This is a genomic window from Xanthomonas sp. CPBF 426 (assembly GCF_903989465.1).
GTDB classification, from domain to species: Bacteria; Pseudomonadota; Gammaproteobacteria; order Xanthomonadales; family Xanthomonadaceae; genus Xanthomonas; species Xanthomonas euroxanthea.
On sequence record NZ_LR861805.1, the window covers coordinates 2,717,788 to 2,740,076 of the forward strand.

The 22,289-nt window shown below is 66.4% G+C and carries 19 protein-coding genes; 9 read left to right on the plus strand and 10 right to left on the minus strand.

What is annotated here, in order from left to right:
- Positions 1-22 precede the first annotated feature (22 nt).
- Positions 23-991, minus strand: a complete 969-nt coding sequence (locus H7A87_RS11700; protein ID WP_119128858.1) for a WYL domain-containing protein — start codon at positions 989-991, stop codon at positions 23-25.
- Positions 992-1,088: 97 nt separating this feature from the next.
- On the opposite strand from H7A87_RS11700, the gene H7A87_RS11705 reads away from it, so the two are divergent.
- From H7A87_RS11705 to H7A87_RS11740, 8 genes are all read left to right on the plus strand, one after another.
- Entirely contained in the window at positions 1,089-1,703 is a 615-nt protein-coding gene (locus tag H7A87_RS11705; protein WP_119128638.1) for a glutathione S-transferase family protein, read from the plus strand.
- Positions 1,704-1,772: 69 nt separating this feature from the next.
- Positions 1,773-3,227 carry a tRNA (N6-isopentenyl adenosine(37)-C2)-methylthiotransferase MiaB gene (gene miaB, locus H7A87_RS11710; RefSeq protein WP_115676864.1) on the plus strand — a complete coding sequence of 485 codons (1,455 nt, stop codon included), beginning with the start codon at positions 1,773-1,775 and terminating at the stop codon, positions 3,225-3,227.
- A 787-nt stretch (positions 3,228-4,014) separates the two neighbouring features.
- On the plus strand, positions 4,015-5,004 hold the full coding sequence (locus tag H7A87_RS11715; protein WP_119128857.1) for a PhoH family protein: 990 nt from the start codon (positions 4,015-4,017) through the stop codon (positions 5,002-5,004).
- Between the two features lie 241 nt (positions 5,005-5,245).
- A complete protein-coding gene (gene ybeY, locus H7A87_RS11720) occupies positions 5,246-5,731 on the plus strand; it encodes an rRNA maturation RNase YbeY (RefSeq protein ID WP_104582154.1) in 486 nt (161 codons plus the stop codon).
- The gene (locus H7A87_RS11725) at positions 5,731-6,249 is read left to right on the plus strand and encodes a hypothetical protein (RefSeq protein ID WP_119128637.1); all 519 of its coding nucleotides are present in this window, start codon (positions 5,731-5,733) and stop codon (positions 6,247-6,249) included. Before ybeY ends, H7A87_RS11725 begins: the two co-directional genes overlap by 1 nt.
- Before the next feature lie 95 nt (positions 6,250-6,344).
- Complete coding sequence (locus tag H7A87_RS11730) at positions 6,345-7,223, plus strand: transporter associated domain-containing protein (protein ID WP_016901625.1); 879 nt, start codon at positions 6,345-6,347, stop codon at positions 7,221-7,223.
- A 14-nt stretch (positions 7,224-7,237) separates the two neighbouring features.
- Entirely contained in the window at positions 7,238-8,491 is a 1,254-nt protein-coding gene (locus tag H7A87_RS11735; protein WP_232087977.1) for a DUF4105 domain-containing protein, read from the plus strand.
- A 14-nt stretch (positions 8,492-8,505) separates the two neighbouring features.
- Entirely contained in the window at positions 8,506-9,507 is a 1,002-nt protein-coding gene (locus H7A87_RS11740) for a magnesium and cobalt transport protein CorA (protein WP_119128635.1), read from the plus strand.
- 262 nt (positions 9,508-9,769) lie between these two features.
- Here the strand turns inward: H7A87_RS11740 and H7A87_RS11745 are convergent, their stop codons facing one another.
- Positions 9,770-11,134, minus strand: coding sequence for an NAD-dependent succinate-semialdehyde dehydrogenase (locus tag H7A87_RS11745; RefSeq protein WP_119128634.1), 1,365 nt, complete (start codon positions 11,132-11,134; stop codon positions 9,770-9,772).
- 269 nt (positions 11,135-11,403) lie between these two features.
- On the opposite strand from H7A87_RS11745, the gene H7A87_RS11750 reads away from it, so the two are divergent.
- Positions 11,404-11,814 (plus strand): hypothetical protein, encoded by a 411-nt coding sequence (locus tag H7A87_RS11750; protein WP_104649069.1) that lies wholly within the window; start codon positions 11,404-11,406, stop codon positions 11,812-11,814.
- Positions 11,815-11,970: 156 nt separating this feature from the next.
- Here H7A87_RS11750 and H7A87_RS11755 read toward each other — a convergent pair whose 3' ends face one another.
- The 8 genes from H7A87_RS11755 to H7A87_RS11790 form a co-directional block, all read right to left on the minus strand.
- Positions 11,971-12,819: an ABC transporter permease subunit gene (locus tag H7A87_RS11755; protein WP_119128633.1), complete on the minus strand. Its 849-nt coding sequence runs from the start codon at positions 12,817-12,819 to the stop codon at positions 11,971-11,973.
- The gene (locus tag H7A87_RS11760) at positions 12,816-13,724 is read right to left on the minus strand and encodes an ABC transporter permease subunit (RefSeq protein ID WP_119128632.1); all 909 of its coding nucleotides are present in this window, start codon (positions 13,722-13,724) and stop codon (positions 12,816-12,818) included. Before H7A87_RS11760 ends, H7A87_RS11755 begins: the two co-directional genes overlap by 4 nt.
- Entirely contained in the window at positions 13,721-14,851 is a 1,131-nt protein-coding gene (potA, locus tag H7A87_RS11765) for a polyamine ABC transporter ATP-binding protein (RefSeq protein WP_119128631.1), read from the minus strand. Before potA ends, H7A87_RS11760 begins: the two co-directional genes overlap by 4 nt.
- 232 nt (positions 14,852-15,083) lie before the next feature.
- On the minus strand, positions 15,084-16,574 hold the full coding sequence (locus H7A87_RS11770) for an efflux transporter outer membrane subunit (protein ID WP_180496647.1): 1,491 nt from the start codon (positions 16,572-16,574) through the stop codon (positions 15,084-15,086).
- A 4-nt stretch (positions 16,575-16,578) separates the two neighbouring features.
- Positions 16,579-18,165, minus strand: a complete 1,587-nt coding sequence (locus tag H7A87_RS11775; protein ID WP_104582146.1) for an MDR family MFS transporter — start codon at positions 18,163-18,165, stop codon at positions 16,579-16,581.
- On the minus strand, positions 18,162-19,364 hold the full coding sequence (locus H7A87_RS11780; protein ID WP_104649074.1) for an HlyD family secretion protein: 1,203 nt from the start codon (positions 19,362-19,364) through the stop codon (positions 18,162-18,164). The genes H7A87_RS11775 and H7A87_RS11780 overlap by 4 nt, the downstream gene beginning before the upstream one ends.
- A 195-nt stretch (positions 19,365-19,559) precedes the next feature.
- Entirely contained in the window at positions 19,560-20,675 is a 1,116-nt protein-coding gene (locus tag H7A87_RS11785) for a polyamine ABC transporter substrate-binding protein (protein ID WP_119128629.1), read from the minus strand.
- A gap of 214 nt (positions 20,676-20,889) precedes the next feature.
- The gene (locus H7A87_RS11790) at positions 20,890-22,266 is read right to left on the minus strand and encodes an aspartate aminotransferase family protein (protein WP_119128628.1); all 1,377 of its coding nucleotides are present in this window, start codon (positions 22,264-22,266) and stop codon (positions 20,890-20,892) included.
- Positions 22,267-22,289 lie beyond the last annotated feature (23 nt).

Consider the following 22,289-nt stretch of genomic DNA (forward strand, 5'->3'; position numbering starts at 1 on the left):
GCTTGCCAAGTGGCTGCCGCGGTTATCCGGGCAGTTGCTCCAGCCGCGTCCGCAACACGTTCAGCGCCTGGGTCAGGGGAGCACGCACGGCCTGCGGGGAGATCGCATCGAAGGGCAGATCGAGCAGCAGCAGGTTGGCCGCCAGGGCCGGCATGCTCGGTGCGCCCAGGCCCAGCCAGCAATGTGCCGGCCCGTCGGCTTCCAGCGCGCCCAGCCAGGGCGGGATGCGCGCGGCGAGTGCATCCAGCGTGCCGTGCAGGCGTACCCGGGCCCGACACGGAAACGGCGACTCGCCGATCGCCTTGCGCAGGAGTTGCAGCGGCTCCTCCGGCAACGCGCGCGCGGCGAACCGGGCGCCGGTCGCGCTGGCCTGGTCGATCCGGTCGGCCCGCAGGGTACGCCAGTCCTGACGCTTGCAGTCCCAGGCCAGCAGGTACCAACGCCGCCCGTAGTTCACCAGCAAGGCCGGTTCCACGCAGCGCGTGATGGGCGCGCCGGAATGCCGGCGATAGTCCAGCCGCAGCGTGGCCCGGTCGCGGCTGGCGCTGGCCAGGTGCGCCAGCAGTGCCGCATCCACCAAGGCAGCGGCGTCCTCGGTGATCGGCAGACTGGCCGTGGCCGCATGCGCACCACTGGCACGCTGGCCGCTGCGCTGCGGCAACAAGGGATCGAGCTTGCGCAGCACCCGCGCCGCCGACGCATCCATGCCGCGCATCACCGGAGCCGCTGCGCGCAAGGCGATCGCCACGGTCAGCGCTTCGTCCTCTTCAAACAACAGCGGCAGGGCCGCAGCGCCCTGCCCCAGCTGATAACCGCCTCCGGCCCCGGGCGCGGCCTGCACCGGGTAGCCCAGTTCGCGCAAGCGCTCGACCGCGCGCCGTACGCTGCGCGGATGCAGGTCCAGGCGCTCGGCCAGCGCCGCACCGGACCAGGTCCGGCCGCCTTGCAGCAGGGCGAGCAGACGCAACAAGCGGGCAGCGGTCGAAGCCATCGCGCTACCGTATTGCGGACAGGAACTGTCCGCAATGGCTGCGTAGGATGGGCTGGTACCGCGGCCCATGCCTTCCGCCTCCACCAAGGAACCTGCAATGTCCGACCAGCGCCACATCACCCTGTTCCACAATCCCCGCTCGCGCTCGCGCGGCGTGCTGGTGCTGCTGGAAGAGCTCGGCGCCAGTTACGACCTGCAGATCGTCAATCTGGAAAAAGGCGAGCAACTGACGAGCGACTACCTGGCGATCAACCCGATGGGCAAGATTCCGGCGATCCGGCACGGCGACAGCGTGGTCACCGAACAGGGTGCGATCTACCAGTACCTGGCCGAGCTGTATCCGGAAGCCGGCCTGTCGCCGGCCCCGGGCGATGCCGATCGCGGCGCCTACCTGCGCTGGCTGGCCTTCTACGGCTCGGCGTTCGAGCCGGCAATCATCGACCGCGCGCTGAAGCGCGACGCGCCGCCGCGCGCGATCTCGCCCTACGCCGACTGCGACACGGTGCTGCAGGTGATCGATGCGCAACTGGCCAAGGGCGACTATCTGTTGGGCGAACGCTGCAGCGCGGCCGATGTGCTGTGGGGCGGCGCGCTGGGCTGGATGCTCGATTTCGGCCTGGTCGATCCGCCTGCCAGCACCCGCGCCTACATCGCCCGCATGGCCGACCGGCCGGCGTTTGCACGTGCCGAGGCGACCAACGCCAAGGCCTGACCAGGCGGACGGGCCCGGCGCAAGCGGGTAAACTGTGCGGCTATCTTCTACCCGCCTGGAATAAGCGCCATGCCCGGGACATCCGTTTCCGACCTGTCCGCGGCCACCGCCGTGGACGCACCTGCCCTGTTGCCGCTGCCGGTGGCCCGCCCGTCGGCGCCTGCCGTGGTGCGCGGCAAGCTCTACATCAAGACCCACGGGTGCCAGATGAACGAGTACGACTCGGCCAAGATGGCCGACGTGCTCGCCGCCTCCGAGGGCCTGGAGCTGACCGACAACCCCGAAGACGCCGACGTGGTGCTGGTCAACACCTGCTCCATCCGCGAGAAGGCGCAGGAAAAGGTGTTCAGCCAGCTCGGCCGCTGGAAGGCACTGAAGGCCGGCGGCAAGCCGGTGATCATCGGGGTGGGTGGCTGCGTGGCGTCGCAGGAAGGCGAGGCCATCGTCAAGCGCGCGCCGTACGTGGATCTGGTGTTCGGCCCGCAGACCCTGCATCGCCTGCCGGAGCTGATCCGCGCGCGGCGCGAATCGGGCAAGTCGCAGGTGGACATCAGCTTTCCGGAAATCGAGAAGTTCGATCGCCTGCCCGAGCCGCGTGCCGATGGCCCGTCGGCATTTGTGTCGATCATGGAAGGCTGCTCCAAATACTGCTCGTTCTGCGTGGTGCCCTACACCCGCGGCGAGGAAGTCAGCCGGCCGTTCGAGGACGTGCTGGTGGAAGTGGCGCAACTGGCTGCGCAGGGCGTGCGTGAGATCAACCTGCTCGGCCAGAACGTCAACGCGTATCGCGGCGCGTACGGCGCCGATGCCGGCGATGCGGCGCAGTACGCGGATCTGGGCCTGCTGATCCGCACCATCGCGCAGATCGACGGCATCGGCCGTATCCGTTTCACCACCTCCCATCCGCTGGAATTTTCCGATTCGCTGGTGGATGCCTATCGCGACGTGCCGCAGCTGGCCAATTACCTGCACCTGCCGGTGCAGGCCGGCAGCGACCGCATCCTGTCGGCGATGAAGCGTGGCTACACCGCACTGGAATTCAAGTCCAAGATCCGCAAGCTGCGCGCGGTGCGCCCGGACATTTCGATCAGCTCGGACTTCATCGTCGGCTTTCCCGGCGAGACCGAAGCGGATTTCGAAAAGACCATGAAGCTGATCGAGGACGTGGGCTTCGACCAGAGTTTCTCGTTCGTGTATTCGCGGCGTCCCGGCACGCCGGCATCGGACCTGCAGGACGACACGCCGGAAGCCGTCAAGCAAGCGCGGCTTGCCCGCCTGCAGGCGCAGATCAATGCGCACGCCACGCGTATCTCGCAGTCCATGGTCGGCAGCGTGCAACGGGTACTGGTGGAAGGCCCGTCGCGGCGCGATCCGAACGAGTTGACTGGCAAGAGCGAGAACATGCGCCCGGTGAATTTCCCCGGCAACCCGCGCCTGATCGGGCACTTCGTTGATGTGGTGATCACCGAGGCGATGAGCAATTCGCTGCGTGGCCTTATCCAGGTGGACGACAGCGCAAGCTGACGCGGCACGGGCGCCGGCTTGCGTGGCGCCTTCCGTCAGCATTTGGTGGCGGATTCTTGATGGATGACTGAGTGCGTGCTGGTCGGTCGCGACGGTCGTGGTGCTGCCGCCAGCCGCCCGATGCCGCATCTGCCTGCGATGGTCCTTACCTTGCGTGGCTGCGTGCGTGTGTGCAATACGCTGGCACTTCAGCCAGCTCACGCGTGTCACGCCGCGCGCCTCTACTTTCGCGAGCACGCAGCGGCGTGCGCATCGCGCTGAGTCGCCAACTGGCGCTAGAGCGTCGGCAGTGGCCCGGTGACCTGGCGCAGCACTGGGCCATGCTCGGTCTGCAAGCCAGCGACAGCGCGCATCGTTCGCAAGGGCCGGGCAATGTGTTGATCGCGCACAGCGACGACATCGACAGCGGCTCGCCCCAGCACGCGGCACGCACGCCGAGTGATCAAAATTTCACCACCCATCTGCAACACCTTGCGGCACAAGGCGTGCGAGTACTTACCCACAGGCTTTGCCGAATTCGATCCACACCGCTTGTGGACAACCGCCATCGCAGTGGCGATTTTTTCGCCACCTGCCTGCCAGACCTTGTGCGAGTAGGCGCCACAATTTTTATCCACAGGTTAGTGATGCGTGACTCCACAGCGACTGTGGAAAACCCGCGCACGCCGCCGGCCCCGGCCAGACCGGGTGATTGCAGTGCCCGGGCGTGTTGGTGGGATCACACGCTGCGCGCTACCCTCGTCTGCCGCCCAACCGACAGCGCATGCGTGCGCGGTCCGATCCGACCATGAACTCACCTGCACATCGCGACTTCACCCTGGAACCCGACGACATCGAGCGCCTGGCCAATCTGGCCGGCCCGTTCGACGCGCACCTGCGCCAGATCGAACTCAAGCTCGGCGTGGAGATCGCCAACCGCGGCAACATCTTCCGCGTCACCGGCCCGGAGCCGGCGATTACCGCCGCGCAGTCGCTGCTGACGGCCTTGTACGAGGAAGCTGCCGCCACCACGTTCGACAACCACGCCATCCACCTGCGCCTGAACGATGCCAATGTCGAGCACGTGGTCGATCGTTCCTACGTGGCCCAGGACGTGGCGATCAAGGTCAAGCGCGGCACCGTGCGTGGCCGCGGCGCCAACCAGGCCAAGTACCTGCATGCGATTGCCACGCACGACATCAATTTCGGCATCGGCCCGGCCGGTACCGGCAAGACCTTCCTGGCCGTGGCCAGCGCAGTGGAAGCCTTGAACGAATCGCGCGTACAGCGCCTGATCCTGGTGCGCCCGGCGGTGGAAGCCGGCGAGAAGCTGGGCTTCCTGCCTGGCGATCTCAGCCAGAAGGTGGACCCGTACCTGCGCCCGCTGTACGACGCGCTGTACGAAATGCTGGGCGTGGAAAAGGTGGTCAAGCTGCTGGAAAAGAACGTCATCGAGATTGCGCCGCTGGCCTATATGCGCGGCCGCACGCTCAACGATGCCTACGTGATCCTGGACGAGGCGCAGAACACCACCATTGAGCAGATGAAGATGTTCCTGACCCGCCTGGGCTTCGGCTCCACCGCGGTGGTCACCGGCGACCTGACCCAAATCGACCTGCCCAAGCACGTCAAGTCCGGCCTGCGCGACGCCATCGAGGTGCTGCGCGATGTGGACGGCGCCAGCTTCACCTTCTTCGAGGCACGCGACGTGGTGCGCCACCCGCTGGTGCAGCGCATTGTCACGGCCTATGAAAAGCGCGATCAGCAGGACGCTGCCGCCAAGCAACAGCCTGAGTGAGTTCGCGCCCTGTGAGCCTGGTGCTGACAGACGCAGTCGTCGCCGTCGCCGGGCATCCCGATCGCGTGCGGTCTGGCTGCATGACCAGCCAGGATTCGTTCTCAAGCTTGCGGGTGCGGGATTACAATCACGGCTGCGGGCGCGGCCCGATCGGAAGTTCGAGCTACCGCGTGGCCAACGGGCCTGCGGTGATACTGCTGATCACGTGCACGCACTGACCCCAGCCCAGGAAACTCTCCCCATGACCCGTGGACCTGTCCGCCTCGACGTCGCTGTCAGTTACGCGCTGCCGCGCGCAGGCCTGCCGTCGGCGGTAAGTTTTCGCAAATGGGTGGCGGCCGCGCTGAAGGGGCGCATCCGCGAGGCCGATCTGGCGGTGCGCATTGTCGATGAGAAGGAAGGCTGCTCGCTCAACCACCATTACCGTGGCAAGGATTACGCCACCAATGTGCTGAGTTTTCCGGCCGAGTTGCCCGAGGGCCTGCCCAAGGGCATCAAGATGCCGCTGCTCGGCGATCTGGTGATCTGTGCACCGGTGGTGGCGCGCGAGGCCGCCGAACAAGGCAAGTCGCTGGCCGCCCATTACGCCCATCTGACCGTGCACGGCACCTTGCACCTGCTGGGCTGGGATCACGAGGACGACAAGGAAGCCGACGCAATGGAGCAACTCGAACGCGAGATCCTGGCCGATCTCGGCATCGACGATCCCTATGCGGGAGAGCACTGATGCGGGCCTGTGTCGCCACCGCGGTGCTGTTGCTGGCCTGCTCCGGCGCCCGGGCCCAGACCGCGCCAGTGCGTCCGGACCTGCCGGCCCTGATCGAATGCCGCCAGCGCATCGGCGACTTCAACGCGCTGGCGCCGGTGCTGGCCGACCCGCTCAAGGCGGTGGCGCTGGGCTGGACGCCGCTGGAACAGGCCAACCTGTTCATGACCGAGTACACGCTCAACACGCCGATCAGCGTGTTCGGCCACCGCACCACCCATATCGCGTTTTCCGGCGCCAGCGTCATGGCGCTGCTGGACCTGCCCGACCCGCGCCCGCTGGCCAAGCAGCTGAACCTGGAACTGGGCGTGGATAACGCCGACAAGGTCATGTACGGCCGCGAGCTGGTCAGCGAAGACACCACCAACCCCAAGACCGGCGAGGCGATGATCGAATCGATCGTGCTCAGCGTCTCCAACGTGAAGTCACATCCGGGCAAGACCGTGGTCGGCTGCGGCTACAGCCTGGACCTGCCCTGACGCGGTGCCCGCCCCGCCCCGTCTACAGCGCCTTAGCGGCTTCCTGTTAGACTGCCTGCTATCGCCTGGTTTGCCGGGCGCCGCCCCCCGTCACGATGTCCGAAGACGACAGTAGCCAATCCCAAGAAACACCCGAAAAACGCCGTAGCTGGCTCGAGCGCCTGAGCGCTGCCTTCTCTGGCGAGCCCCATACCCGCGACGAACTGGTCGCGTTGCTGCGGACCGCCGAACAGGACGGCCTGATCGCCGCAGACACCTTGCGCATGATGGAAGGCGCGATCTCCGTGTCCGAGCTCACCGTGGGCGATGTGATGATCTCGCGCTCGCAGATGGTCTCGCTGCCGGTGGAAGCCCGTTTCATCGACCTGATGAAGCAGGTGGTGGAATCGGGCCATTCGCGCTTCCCGGTGCACGGCGAGAACAAGGACGAAGTGCTCGGCATCCTGCTGGCCAAGGATCTGTTGCGCGGCGTGGTTGCCGACAACGGCCCCGGCAATGTGCGCGAACTGCTGCGCCCGGCGGTGCTGATCCCCGAGTCGAAGAAGCTCAACGTCCTGCTCAAGGAATTCCGCCTGTCGCGCAACCACATGGCCATCGTGGTGGACGAGTACGGCGGTGTCGCCGGGCTGGTCACCATCGAGGACGTGCTGGAGCAGATCGTCGGCCAGATCGACGACGAGCACGACGATGCGGAGGAAGAGAATTCGCTGATCGCCATCCAGGCCGACGGCCGCTATGTGGTAGATGCGCTGACGCCGATCGAGGACTTCAACGAGCGCTTTGGCGCCGACTTCCCCGATGACGAGTACGACACCGTCGGCGGCCTGGTTACCGATGCGATCGGGCATCTGCCGGAAACCGGCGAGGAGCTGACGCTGGGGCGCTTTGCGTTCCGCGTGGCCAAGGCCGATGCGCGGCGCGTGCACGCCTTCCACGTGACCATCCTGCCGCCAGACCCGCAGGACGACGCTTGAACCTTTCGCACCGCATGACTGCTGCAGCAACAGGCCGCGGCAGGGTTCGGCGATGGGCGGCGTCCTGTCTGCTGCTGTTGCTTGCACTGCTGGTGGCGCCTGCCGCCGTTGCCCAGGTCGCCGATCAGGCCCCTGCCCAACCGGCTGCGTCGGCACCGCGTGTCGGCGTGGTCACCATGCAGCCGGGCGAGGTGTTCTTCGAGCGCTTCGGTCACGATGCCATCGTGGTGGTCGATCCGGTCACCGGGCAGGCCACCTCGTACAACTTCGGCTTCTTCGATCCCAGCGAACCGGATTTCGTTCCGCGTTTCGCGCGTGGCGAGATGATGTACTACCTGGTTGCGTTGCCGCTGGACGAAGACTTGCAGCAATATCGCGCGGTCGGCCGCGGCGTCAGCATCCAGTGGCTGGATCTGCCACCGGACCAGGCGCGCGCGCTGGCCGACGGGCTGGCCGCCCGCAGCCGGCCCGAGAACGCGCGCTACCACTACGATTATTTCGTGGCCAACTGCGCCACGATGGTCCGCGACACGCTGGACCGGGCGATGGGCGGCGCATTGAAATCGCAACTGGCCGGGCGCTCGCGTGGCAATACCTACCGCAGCGAGGCAGTACGCCTGGCCTCTCCCGCCCCGTGGATGTGGCTGGGCTTCGACCTGGGCCTGGGGCCGTACGCCGACCGCCCGTTGTCGCGCTGGGAAGAAGCCTTCGTACCGATGCGGCTGGCCGACAGCCTGACCCAGGTGCACAACAGCGCCGGCCGCCCTTTGGTGCAGTCCACGCAGGTGCTGTTGCCGCATCGCATCGCACCGGAGCCGGCCGAACAGCAACGGCACTGGTGGCCATGGTTGCTGACCGGGTTGATCGTCGCTGCCGGCGTGCTGGCGCTCGGTCGCCGGCAGCGCGTGCTCGCCGCTTTCGCCCTGCCGTACTGGCTGCTGTGCGCGATCGGCGGCGGCCTGCTGGTGTATCTGTGGGGCTTCACCGTGCATCAATCAGCCTGGGCCAATCGCAACCTGCTGCTGGTCAACCCGCTGTGCGTGCTGCTGTTGGTCGGCGGCATCGCCCTGCTGCGCGGGCGCCGGCCCGGACGCTGGTTCGACGTGCTGCGCTGGCTGGTCGCCGGCTCGGCCCTGCTGGCCTTGCTGATCCACTGGCTGTCGTTCCAGGCGCAGGACAACCTGCAATGGGTGCTGCTGCTGTTGCCCATCCACACCGCGCTCGCCATCGCCTTGCGGCGGCGTGACTTGTCCGTGCGCACGCGCTGATCCAGGATGCGTCCATGAACCACCACGGCCGCCATCCGGACAACCCCTCCTGCGTCATCACCTGTGCCTATTACGACGGTGAGGGCGAACGCCACGACATCAGCCTGGAGCAGATCAGCGACGTGCTGCAGCGCCCGGATGGGTTCGTCTGGGTGGGGCTGTACGAGCCGCAGGAATCGGTACTGCACAAACTGCAGGACGAGTTCGGCCTGCACGATCTGGCCATCGAGGATGCCCTCAAGGCGCACCAGCGCCCCAAGGCCGAGAGCTACGGTAACTCCCTGTTCGTGGTGGTCAATACCGCGCAGCTGGTCAACGAGCGCATCCGCTACGGCGAGACGCACGCGTTTTTGGGCGCGCGCTTTCTGTTGACGGTGCGCCATGGCGCATCGCTGTCGTATACGCCGGTGCGGCACCGGGTCGAACGCGAACCGGCCATGCTGCGCATGGGCGCCTCGTTCTGCCTGTACGGTGTACTCGATTTCGTGGTCGACAACTATCTGCCGATCATGGACGAGTTCCGCGACACGCTGGAAGGCCTGGAAAAGGACATCTTTGCCGACAACTACAAGCGCGAAACCGTGGTGCGCCTGTACGAGCTCAAGCGCGAACTCAACAAGATGCGGCTGGTGGTGGCGCCGCTGCAGGACGTGCTCTCGCACCTCAAGCGCAACCCGGGCTCGCTGATCCACGACGAAGTCGGCATCTACCTGCGCGACGTGCTGGATCACGCGGTGCGCATCAACGACGCCATCGACACCTTGCGCGAGATGCTGGGCACCGCGCTGAGCGTCAACCTGTCGATGGTGACCCTGGCCCAGGGCGAAACCGTCAAGCGCCTGGGCGCCTGGGCCGCGCTGCTGGCCGCCCCCACCCTGATCACCAGCTGGTATGGCATGAACTTCACCCACATGCCCGAATTGGACAAGCGCTACGCCTACCCGCTGCTGGTCGCCGGCGTGGTCGCCTCGTGCCTGGTGCTGTATCGCCTGTTCAAGCATGCGCGGTGGCTGTAGGCCGCGTTGCGGCCGGGATTCGGGAGTGGGGATTCGGGATTGGTTCGAGCGGGTTTCTGACTGCTGGGTGTTGCTTTGGCACAGAGCTGCTGTAGGTTCCCGCACTGCAAGGGCGCGCTGGCTCTGCACTGGCTGGTTTGAAGGCGTCGGCATCATCGCGTGATGACGTACCCTCATCCGCCCTTCGGGCACCTTCTCCCGGCGGGAGAAGGAGGCGGCTTGCTTTTACGAATCCCCAATCCCGACTCACCAATCCCCGCACTCAAGCCACATAGATGGTCTTGATGTTCATGAACTCGTGGATGCCGTGCTCGGCCAGCTCGCGGCCGAACCCGGAGCGCTTGATGCCGCCGAACGGCAGGCGCACGTCGCTCTTGACCACCGAATTGACGAACGCCGCGCCGCACTGCAATTGCTGCGCCACGCGCTCGCCGCGCTTGGCATCGGAAGTCCACACACTGCCGCCCAGGCCGAAGCTGGTGTCGTTGGCCACGCGTACCGCCTCGGCCTCATCGCGCACGCGAATCACCGAGGCCACCGGACCGAAGAATTCTTCCTCGTAGGCCGGCATGCCCGGGGCGACGTGATCGAGAATGGTGGCCGGATAGCCGGCATGCGAACCAGGTACCGGTTCGCCGCCCAGCAGCACCTTGGCACCTTTTTCCACGCTAGCTTGTACCTGCTTGTGCAACTCGTCGCGCAGATCCGCGCGGGCCATGGGCGCCAGCGTGGTGCCCTCCTGCTGCGGGTCACCGAGCACGCGCTTGGACGCGGCGGCCACGAAGCGTTCGATGAAGCGATCGGCGATGGCGTCCACCACGATGAAGCGCTTGGCGGCGATGCAGGTCTGCCCGCTGTTGTCGAAACGCGACTGCACGGCTGAAGCGACGGTGTGCTCCAGGTCGGCGTCTTCCAGCACCACGAACGCGTCGCTGCCGCCCAGTTCCATCACGCACTTCTTCAACTGATCGCCCGCATTTGCAGCCAGCGACCGCCCGGCGCGCTCGCTGCCGGTCAGCGTCACCGCGGCGATGCGATCGTCACGCAGCACATCTGCGGCCTGGTCGTTGTCGATATGCAGCACGTCGAACACGCCGGGCGGAATACCGGCGGCATCGAGCACCTGCTTCATCGCATCGGCGCAGCGCGGCACATTGCTGGCGTGCTTGAGCAGCGCGACATTGCCGGCCATCAGCCCCGGGGCGAGGAAACGAAACGCCTGCCACAGCGGGAAATTCCACGGCATCACCGCAAACACGCAACCCAGCGGCTCGTAGCGCACATAGCTGGACTGCGCCTCGGTCGGGATGTCGCGCGGTGCCAGATATTCGGCCGCATGCTCGGCGTAATAGGCGCAGGCCTGTGCGCACTTGTCGACCTCGGCCAGCGCCTCGTGCCGCAGCTTGCCCATCTCGGCGGTCATGATGCGCTGCAACTCGTCGCGCCGCCGGGTCAGCTCGTCGCCCACGCGCCGCAACAGCGCGCCGCGCTCGGCCAACGGCAGCGCCGCCCACTGCGGGAATGCCTTGGCGGAAGCAGCCAGACGCGCCTCGATGGCGGCGGCGTCCAGGATGTGCTGGGTGTGCTCGACCTGGCCATTGGCCGGGTTGACGGTGTCGTAGGACATGACGGTCTCCTGTTACAGGCCCGTCATGCTAGTCGTCGGGAAGTTGCAGCCGCGTCACAACCGCAGCAAATCGCTGCAACGCTGTGTTTACCCACGCCGCGACGCAATGCCGCACCTCCATCGCACCGCTCGCGGATCACTGGCAACCGGAGCAACGCTCCCAGCCACGCTAACGAAAGCGGCCTGCCCTGTCCCGACCGTCCCACCGCACAAAAATGCTCTAGCATTCGGCACTTGGCAGCTTCATCCATTCACGGAAGACCACCACGATGCGCCGGGATCTGATTGTTCTAGTTGTACTTGGCATCGGCGCCTGCCTGCCGGGGTGCGCCGTCCTGCAGGACATGCTGCACGGCCCGCGTCCGGGTCCGAACGGATTTGTCACCGTGAGCTGCACCAACACGCTGCCCAATCCCAGCCAACCCTGCGAGGAACAGGCACTGCGGGCCTGCTCGGACACTGCCATCCGCCAATTCGTTACCGCGCACTCGTCGCCGAACATGGTCACGATCTATCCGAGCAGGCAGAAATCCAAGGACGACGGAAAGAACAAGGACAAGGATCGCGCCGACGAACAACCCAAGGTCGAGCAACAGGGCTACGACATCAGCGCCGAGTATCAGTGCTACCTGACCAAGCCGCAGCCCTGGGACAGCGGATACACGCCTCCGGCCAGGTAACAGCGGCCCAACCAACTGCCGTGCCCGGCGTCCGGTGGCCGCATCAGGCGTCCGCAATCGGCGTGCAGCCATCGTGGATGTCGGTGGCGTCGGCGTTCGCAGCCGTCTGGCCGCCGCTGGTAGCGATGCATTCGCCACACTCATATTGGTGCCTGCTCAGGAAGCAGCTTGCAGCGCCAGTTGCGCATCGCGCTGACGATGTTTTTCGCTGCGCGCCAGCAGCCACCAGCCGATCGCTGCGGCGATCGACACCGCCAGCACCATCAGCGTGGCAAGCGCGTTGATCTTGGGGCTGATGCCCAGCCGCACCGACGCGAACACCTTGATCGGCAAGGTGGTCGAACTGGGCCCGGCCAGGAAGCTGGCGATCACCACGTCGTCCAGCGACAGCGTGAACGCCAGCAGCCAGCCCGATGCCAATGCGGGGGCGATGATCGGCAAGGTGATCAGGAAGAACACCTTCAGCGGTGTCGCGCCCAGATCCATCGCCGCTTCTTCCAACGAGCGATCCAGTTCCTGCAGGCGCGAGGAGATCACCACCGTGACGAACGAGACGGTGAAGGTGACATGCGCCGCCCAGATCGCCACCGCGCCGCGCGGTGCGATGCCGAGCACGCCGCCCATCGAGACCAGCAACAACAGGATCGACAGGCCGATGATCACCTCCGGCATCACCAACGGTGCGGTGATCAGCGCACCGAACAGGGTCTTGCCGGGGAAACGCCGCATGCGCACCATCGCCAGCGCCGCCATCGTGCCCAGCACCGTCGATGCCCCGGCTGTCCAGAACGCGACTTCCAGGCTGACCCAGGCCGCATCCAGCAGCTGGCGATCGCGCAGCAATTCACCGTACCAGCGCGTGGAAAATCCGCCCCACACCATCGCCAGCCGCGAGGCGTTGAACGAGTAGACCATCAGCAACAGGATCGGCAGGTACAGAAAGCCGAAGCCCAGCGCGAGCACGCTGCCACCCAGCACGCGACCACCGCGCCAGGCGCGCATCATGTCAGCCGCCCTTCCAGCTCGCGCTGCTGATAACGGTGGAAGAGCACGATCGGCACCAGCAACAGCAGCAACATCACCGTGGCCACCGCAGCGGCCACCGGCCAGTCGCGATTGTTGAAGAACTCGCCCCACAGCACGCGGCCGATCATCAAGGTATCCGGCCCGCCCAGCATTTCCGGAATCACGAATTCGCCCACCGCCGGAATCATCACCAACATGCAGCCGGCCACGATCCCGTTGCGCGAGAGCGGCAAGGTGATGCGCACGAACGCCTGCCACGGCCGCGCGCCCAGATCGTAGGCGGCTTCGAGCAGGCGCTGGTCATGCTTGACCAGGTTGGCGTACAACGGCAGCACCATGAACGGCAGATAGCAGTACACGATGCCGATATAGGCGGCGAGCGGCGTGTACAGCAACTGCAACGGCTGGCGGATCACTCCCAGCGCCAGCAGTGCCTGATTGAGCAATCCGTTGCCGTCGAGGATGCCGATCCAGGCGTACACGCGGACCAGGAACGAGGTCCACGACGGCAGCACCACCAGCATCATCGCCACGTTGCGCGTGGCCAGCGGCAGACGCGCAATGACATAGGCCATCGGGTAGCCGATCAACAGCGCGAACACTGTAGACAGCGCGGCGATCCTGATCGAACTCGCATACGCCGCCAGGTACTGGCTGTCGTGCAGCATGACCAGATAGTTGCCCAGATGCAGCTTGACGCTCACCGCGCCATCGGCCGCGAACAGCGGCGTGTACGGCGGCATTGCGGTGGCGCGCTCGGCGAAAGAAATCTTCAGCACGATCAGGAACGGGATCGCGAAGAACACCAGCAGCCACAGATACGGTGCGGCGATCACGCCCCAGCGCGCGCCCGGCACTGCTGCGCGGAACAGGCGGCGCCTCATGCGGTGAGCACCACGCCGTCGTCCTCGCCCCAGCTCAGCCATACGGTGTCGCCCCAGGTCAGCGCTTCGCTGGCCCAGCGCTGCCGATTGGCGAAGTTGGCCATCAGTTTGAAGCCACCGGGCAGACGCACGTGGTAGACCGAGTGGCTGCCGAAATAGGCGATGTCCTCGATCACGCCCTGCGCCTTGTTGCAGGGCTGGGCGGGTTCCTCCTTGCCGATGACCAGTTTTTCCGGACGCAGCGCGAACGCCACCGCCTGCCCTTCGAAACCGGTGATGCCATGGCCGACCCGGATACTGGCGTCGAATGCCGGGGCCTTCAGGCTGACGTGGTCCGGTTTGTCCTCGACGATGACCGCATCGATCAGATTGACCGAGCCGATGAATTCGGCGGCGAAGCGGTTGGCCGGTTGCTCGTAGATTTCGTCCGGGGTGCCGACCTGCTGGATCCAGCCCTGGTCCATCAATGCGATGCGGGTGGCCATGGTCATGGCCTCCTCCTGATCATGGGTGACCATGACGCAGGTGACGCCGGAGGTCTCGATGATGTTGACCAGCTCCAGCTGCATCTGCGAGCGCAGCTTCTTGTCCAGTGCGCCCATCGGTTCGTCCAGCAGCAGCAACTTGGGCCGCTTGGCCAGCGAACGCGCCAGCGCCACGCGCTGCTGCTGGCCGCCGGAGAGTTGATGCGGCTTGCGCCTGGCCAGGCTGCCGAGCTGCACCAGCTCCAGCATCTCGCCCACGCGCGCCGCGATTGCGGCCTTGGGCAGGGCTTCCTGCTTCAGTCCAAAGGCGATGTTCTGCTCCACGCTCATATGCGGAAACAGCGCATACGACTGGAACATCATGTTGATCGGCCGCTCGTACGGTGGCAGCGCGTCGATCGGCTGGCCATCGAGGACGATGCGGCCCTTGGTCGGCCGCTCGAAGCCGGCCAGGCAGCGCAGCAAGGTGGACTTGCCGCTGCCCGAGCCGCCCAGCAACGCGAAGATTTCGCCCTTGCGGATCTGCAGGCTGACTTCGTCGACCGCGACGACGCCGTCGAACTCCTTGCGGACCTCGCTGATGCTCAGATAGGCGTTGTCGCCAGCGGAAAGCGGCGCCGCTGCGGCCTGGGTAAGTGCCATGAACCCTCTCGTTTGCGAAGCGTGGCCCGGCAATGACTGTGCACCGCAAGACGCCGGGGCCGCCAGTGCCCGGTGCGAATGTCGGCACCGGTCCCCTTCAGTTCGATCGCGTGCTCTGCCACCAGCTGACGCCGACGCGGCATGTCTGATGCGCACCTGCCAGCGCGGGTAGCGCAGCTGGGCAGCACCCTGCCAGGACCAGCGTGCCCATGCCCGCCGCGACCGGTCGCGATCAGCGTGCCTCCTGCACCGGCGCGCTCCAGCCCAGCCCCAGGCTCTTCTGCAGCGCGACGTAGTTCACCAGCAACTGCACCTGCGCCTGTGCGGCAGCGTCCTGCGCCGACAGCTGCTGGCGTTGCACGTCGAGCAGATCGATCGACGAGGTGGCACCGGCATCGCGGCGTTGCTGCATCAACCCGGCCGAACGCGTTGCCGAGGCTTCGGCCTGCCGCGCCACCACCAGTTGCTTGCGCGCCGAGCCGAAACGCGACAACGCGGAGTTGGCGTCCTGCAATGCCGCCAGCACCGCACCCTCGTAGGCCGCCTCGCGGCCGGCGTTGCCGGCACGCGCCTGCTCCACCTGCGCGCGGGTCTTGCCAAAATCAAAGATCGACCAGCGCAGCATCGGCACCGCCAGCGTGGTCAACGCGTCGGAATTGAAATCGCTGGGCGAACCGGCCACCCAGCTCAGGCCGCCCAGCAAGGTCACTTGCGGGAAATAGCCATTCAACGCCTCGCCGATCTGCGCGCTGGAGGCCGCCAGCTCGCGCTCGGCCTTGCGCACATCGGGGCGGCGACGGATCAGGGCGCCGGCATCGTCCACGCGCACCTGCGTGGGCAGCATCGGCAACGGCTGCGGCGCGCGCAACTGCGCATCCAGCGCGCCGGGCGCGCGCCCCACCATCAGCGCCAGCTGGTCCAGCGCTTCCTGCGATTGCATCTCCAGCGGCAGGCGCTGCGCTTCCTGTTGCTGCACCTGCGTGGCGATCTGCTCGACCTGCAGGTCCGAGGCCGCGCCACGCGCGCGGCGCTGCTGGGTCAGGCGTAGGGTCTGCCCGATCTTGTCCAGGTTGGCATCGGCGATCGCCAGCCGTGCCTGCAGGCCGCGGTAGTTGAGGTACACCTGCCCCACTTCGGCCGCCAGCTGCACCTGCGCATCGGCCAGCTCGGCTTCCGAGGCCTGTGCCTGCGCCAGGGCGCCTTCGGCGGCGCGACGGCGGCGGCCAAAGAAATCCAGCTCCCAGCTGGCATCGAAACCGGCGCTGTAGATCTGGGTCTTTTCCAGATCCAGCGCCTCGCTGCCCTGGGCCGGTGGCTGGCCGTTCTGGCCATTCTGCAGGCCGCCCAGCGTATCGACAATGGTCTGCGGCGGCTCGGCATACGCATACACCGCGCTGGCATTGAGCTTGGGCAGGCGCTCGGCACGGCGCTGGCTGGCCAGTGCGCGGTTGGCGCGCAGCCGCGCCTGCGCCGCGCGCAGGTTGGGGCTGTCGGCCAGGGCCTGGGTGACCAGCTGGGTGAGGGTCGGATCGTGCAACTCCTCCCACCAGTGATTCAGCGGCGCGGCAGCGACCACGTCGGCGTCACTGGCGCGATGCAATGCGGGCGCCTGCATCGCCGCATCGGCCACTGCCGGCGCCTTGGTGTAGTTGGGACCCAGCATGCAGCCGCCGAGCAGGACCACGCTCAACGCCGCGGCCAGCGGCATGCGGATCAGGCGCATGGAATCAGTGCATTGCAAGGTGCGCCCCCTTGGGTAACGGCTTGAGCAAAAAGGCCAGCGGAATCGTGCAGACCACGATCACGCCGAAGATCCAGAACAGATCGCTATAGGTCATCACCAGGGCCTGCTGCTGCACCAGGCGCGCCAGCTGCGCAACCGAGCGAATGGCCGCCTCGCCGCCGGCGCTGCCCTGCATCTGCGCGGTCAGGCCGGAAAGAAAATCCTGCGCGCGCGAGGAATTGGCAGTGATCGCACTGCCGATGGTTTCGGTATGGAAGGTCATGCGGCGCTCCTGGAAGGTGGAGATCAGCGCAAGCCCCACCGAGCCGCCCAGGTTGCGGCCGGCATTGAACAGGCCGGACGCATCGCCGGCCAGCTCCGGCGGCACCGAGGAGATGGCCGCCTGGTTCAGCGACATCATCGCCAGCGCCAGGCCACAGCCCTGCAACAACTGGCCGGCGACAAAATGCATGCCGACGGTGTCGGCGGTCAGCGACAGATTGGCAAAGCAGGCCGCGGCAAAACAGATCAGCCCGGCGATCACCAGGATGCGCACGTCCACCACCTCCAGCAGCTTGGGCATCATCGGCATCAGCAGCACGGTCGGCAGGCCCGACAGCAGCAGCACGTAGCCGGCCTGCTCGGTGTTGTAGCCGGAGATCACCGCCAGGAACTGCGGAATCATGTACATGACGCCGAACAGGATCATGCCCACCGCCATGATCATCACGAACACCGCGCCGAAACTGCGATGCAGCAACAGTGACAGGTGGATCACCGGCGGCCGTTTGCGGAACTGGCCCACGACCAGTGCAGCAAATCCGCTGAGCGCGATCACGCTGAGCGTGTTGATCTCGCTGGATTCGAACCAGCGCTCGCGCTGGCCCTCTTCCAGCACCACGGTGAGCCCGCCCAGGCCGGCGGTCAGGCCGTAGATACCCAGCCAGTCGGCATTGAGCAGGCCGGCCCAATCGCCTTTCTCATGCTTGAGGCCGAGCAGCAGCAAGGCCACCAGGCCGACGCAGATCGGCACGTTGATGAAGAACGCGTAGTGCCAGCTGACGTTTTCGGTAAGCCAGCCGCCGAGCAGCGGGCCGATCACCGGGCCCATGATCACGGTCATGCCGAACAGGGCGGTGCCCATGGTCTGCTGGCTGGGCGGCAGGCGCGTGGCGACGATGGTCAGCGCGGTGGGAATCAGCGCGCCACCGGCCAGGCCCTGCCCCACGCGGCCGATGATCATCATCGTCAACGAGGTCGACAGCCCGCACACCACCGAAAACGCGGTGAACATCACCGCGCAGATCAGCAGGAAGTTGCGCAGGCCCAGCGTGCGTACGAACCAGCCGGTCAGCGGGATCATGATGATCTCGGCCACCAGATACGCGGTGGAGATCCAGGTGCCTTCGGTGCCGCTGGCGCCGACCTCGCCCTGGATGGTGGGCAGCGCCGCATTGACGATGGAGATGTCCAGCGTCGCCATGAACGAGCCGATGGTGCCGGCCAGCACCGCCAGCCAGGCGCCCGGCTCGGCCTTCTCGCGTTGCGCGCTGCCGCCGGCACGCGGGCCGGTGGCCGCCGCTGCACTCACTGCGCGCGCTCCTGCGCCTGCACGCGATCGGATTCCTCCTCGGCCCGTTGCTTGGCGTCCTTGGCCGAGCGCGTGTCCACGGTGACCTCGACCGACATGCCCGGCACCAGCACCTTGCGCGCCTCCTCGCCGGCCAGCACGCGGATGCGCACCGGCACGCGCTGCACCACCTTGGTGAAGTTGCCGGTGGCATTTTCCGGCGGCAGCAGCGCGAACTGCGAGCCGGTCCCCGGCGACAGGCTCTCGACCTTGCCGTGCAGCGTGACGCCCGACAAGGCATCGACCTCGATTTCGGCCGGCTGACCGGGACGCATCAGCCCGACCTGGGTTTCCTTGAAATTGGCGATCAGGTACAGCGATTCCTGCGGCACGATGGTCATGGTGCGGGTACCCGCCCCGAGGAACTGGCCGACCTGCACGGTCTTGTCGCCGACGCGGCCGTGGATGCGGCTGGTCAGCAAGGTGTCTTCCACCGCCACGCGGGCCTGGTCGGCGTCGGCAGTGGCCTGCTTGACGCCGGCCTGGGCCTGTTCCAGTTGCGCGTTGCTGGCCAGGATCTGGCTTTGCGCACCCTTGGCCTGCGCCTGCGCGGCCTGGTACTGCGCGCGTGCGCGTTGCAGTTCGTGCTGCAGGCTTTCCTGGTGTTCGTGGGTGTCCGCGCCGGAGGCGGCCAACGGCGCGAAGCGCTTCACTTCGGCCTGGGCAAACGTCAGGCTCGCCGCTGCCGAGCTCACCTGGCTACGTGCCTGCACCAGCGCCGACTCCTGTGCGGAGACATTGGCGGTGGCAGCGGCAATATCGGCCTGGCGCGCGGCGATTGCGGCTTCGGCCTGCTGCAGCGTGGCCTGGTAGGTACGGTCGTCGATCTGCAGCAGCGGCTGGCCGGCCTCGACGATCTGGTTGTCGCTCACCATCACCTTGGTCACGTAGCCGCTGACCCGCGGCGCCACGGCGACCGAATCGGCCTGCAGATAGGCGTTGTTGGTGTCCTGCATGTAGCGGCCCTTGATCAGGTAATAGGCCAGCCAGATCACCAGCAGCACCACCACCAGCACCCCGACGACGATCAGCGTCCACTTGACCTTGGGATTCTTCAACGGCGAGGGCTTGGGTGGCTCCTGCTCGTCGTGCGCGCCGCTGCCTTGCGCATCCGTGCCCGAAGGCTGGCCGTCGTTGGACTGCTGGTCGTGATTGCTCAAGGTGGGGTGTCCTGTGTCGTGGGCGAGGCGCGCGCGACGACGGGGCCGCATCAGCGGTTCGGCGAAGGCGGCGCAACCATACAATTATTTGAACCGCCCGGTACAGATTGCGTGATGACCGCAGTCAGCGTCCGCTAGGACTTCGGACAGACGCCGGCGGACACTCCTACAGGAATAAAGCAGCGATGGCGGCTGTCAGCGCCCGGTCTTGATCTCGGTCCACAGCCGCGTATACAGCCGGTCCACCTCGGGCGGATTGATCGCATAGGTGAACATCCGGGCGGTCACCTCCGGCGGCGGGTAGATGGTGGGGTCGTTGCGGATCGCCGCGTCCACCAGCGGCGTGGCGGTGCGCACCGGGTTGGCGTAGTGGATGAAGTTGCTGTTGGCCGCGGCCACCTCCGGCTTCAACAGATAATTGATGAAGGCGTAGGCGTTGTCCGGGTGCTTGGCGTCCTTGGGAATGGCCAGCATGTCGAACCACTGCGGCGCGCCTTCCTTGGGGATCACATAGGCCACCTTGATGCCGTTGCCGGCTTCCACCGCGCGGTCGCGCGCCTGGATGATGTCGCCCGACCAGCCCACCGCCAGGCAGGTGTTGCCGTTGGCCAGCGAGGTCACGTACTGGCTGGAATGAAAGTTCTGCACATACGGGCGGATCGTCTTGATCAGCGCGGCGGCCTTTTCGATGTCGGCCGGTGCGCTGCTGTGCGGATCCAGGCCCAGGTAGTTGAGCGCGATCGGAATCAGGTCCGAGGGCGTGTCCAGCAGGGTCACGCCGCAGTCCTTCAATCTGGACAGGTTTTCCGGCTTGAACACCAGATCCCAGCTGTTGGCGACCTCAGTGCTGCCGAAGATCGCCTTGAGCTTGTCCACGTTGTAGCCGATGCCGGTGGTGCCGATCATGTACGGCACGCCATAGGCATTGCCCGGATCCTGCGCGGCGATGCGCCGCATGATGTCCGGGTCCAGATTGGCCAGATTGGGGATCTTGTCCTTGTCCAGCGGCAGGAACACGCCGGCCTGGATCTGCCGGCCGAAGAAGTTCAGCGTGGGCACCACTACGTCGTAATCGCTGCCACCGGCGAGCAGCTTGGTTTCCACCATCTCGTCGCTGTCGAACACGTCGTAGGTGACCTTGATGCCGGTGCTCTTTTCGAACGCGGGAATGGTGTCTTCGGCGATGTAGTCCGAATAATTGTAGACATTGAGCACCTTGGCCTGCGCCTCGGCGTCGCCGGGCGCATTGCGGCCACCGCAGGCGGCCAGCAAGGTGGTGGACAGCGTCAGGGCGAGCAGTCGCAGCGTCATGCGGGTCTCCAGGGCAGCGCGATCAGGGCGGACCGGTGTACGGCCGGTCGGAGGTCCAGCCTACCCATGGTGTTTGTGTTTGCACAGCGTGGCGTGGCGCAATTCCCGCGTGCACTGCGGCAGGCGGGCACGGCCGATGCCGGAATCGCACCGGCCCGCCGCCCTTTGCACATGCGCGCGAGACCTTCAGCCTCGGGAGCTGCGCCGGCAGGGCTTACGCCGCGCCGACGCCCAGCGCCTGCGCGGTATCGTCCAGCGCCGCCCAGGCCTTGTCGAACAGTTCGTCGACCTGTTCGCGGGTGATGATCAACGGCGGCGACAGCAGCATGGCGTCATGGGTGGCACGCAGGATCAGCCCGCGCCGCAGCGCGAAATCGCGGCACAGGGCGCCGACCCGTCCGCGCTCGGGAAAGTAGACGCCGCGCCGGCGTTTGTCCGGCACCAATTCCAGTGCCCCGACCAGCCCGGCGATACGCGCCTCCCCCACCAGCCGGTGTTCGCCCAGCTCGGCCCAGCGCTGCGCCAGATACGGTGCGATGTGGGTGCGCGCGCGTTCCACGATGCCCTCGTCCTGCAGCAGGCGCAGGTTCTCCAGTGCCACCGCCGCGCAGACCGGATGCCCCGCATAGGTGCCGCCATGCGCCAACTCGCCGCCCTGCGCCTTGAGCACACCGGCCACGCGATCGTTGAACATTGCCGCTGCCAACGGGATGTAGCCGGAGGTGATGCCCTTGGCCAGCGTCATCACGTCGGGCTGGAAGCCGAAATACTCCGCGCCGAACCAGGCACCGGTACGCCCGAACCCGCAGATCACCTCGTCGGCCACCAGCAGCACGTCGTAACGCCGGCAGATGCGTTCGATTTCCGGCCAGTAACTGCGCGGCGGGATGTACACCCCGATCGCGCCCATGATCGGTTCGCCGATGAACGCCGCTACGTGTTCCGGCCCGAGCTGCAGAATCCGGTCTTCCAGCCGACGTGCCGCCAGCAGTCCGTAGGCCTCGGGGTCCATGTCGCCGCCATCGCCGAAGTGATACGGCGGCGCGATGTGGTGGATATCCGGGATCGGCAAGCCGCCCTGCCTGTGCATGCCTTTCATGCCACCCAGGCTGGCACCGGCCATGGTGGTGCCGTGGTAACCGTCGTGACGGCCGATGAAGATGCGTTTTTCCGGCTGCCCCTGCACCGCCCAGAAATGCCGCACCAGGCGCAGGATGGTGTCGTTGGCCTCCGACCCGGAGTTGGCGAAGAACGCGTGATTCAGATCGCCCGGCGCCAGCTCCGCCAGCTTGGCGGCCAGATGGATGGTGGGCTCGGTGGTGCACTGGAAGAAGCTGTTGTAGTAGGCCAGCTGTTCCATCTGCCGCGCTGCGGCCTGCGCCAGCTCGGTGCGCCCGTAGCCCACATTCACGCACCACAGGCCGCCGAACGCATCCAGCAGCTTGTTGCCCTGCGCGTCCCAGACATACACGCCCTCGCCGCGGGTCAGGATGCGCGTGCCCTGCTCGGCCAATGCCGCGTTGTCGTTGAACGGATGCAGGTGATGGGCGGCATCGAGTTGCTGCAAGGTTTTCAACGCGGTGGGGTGCACGGCTTGCTCCGGAAGGTGGCTCA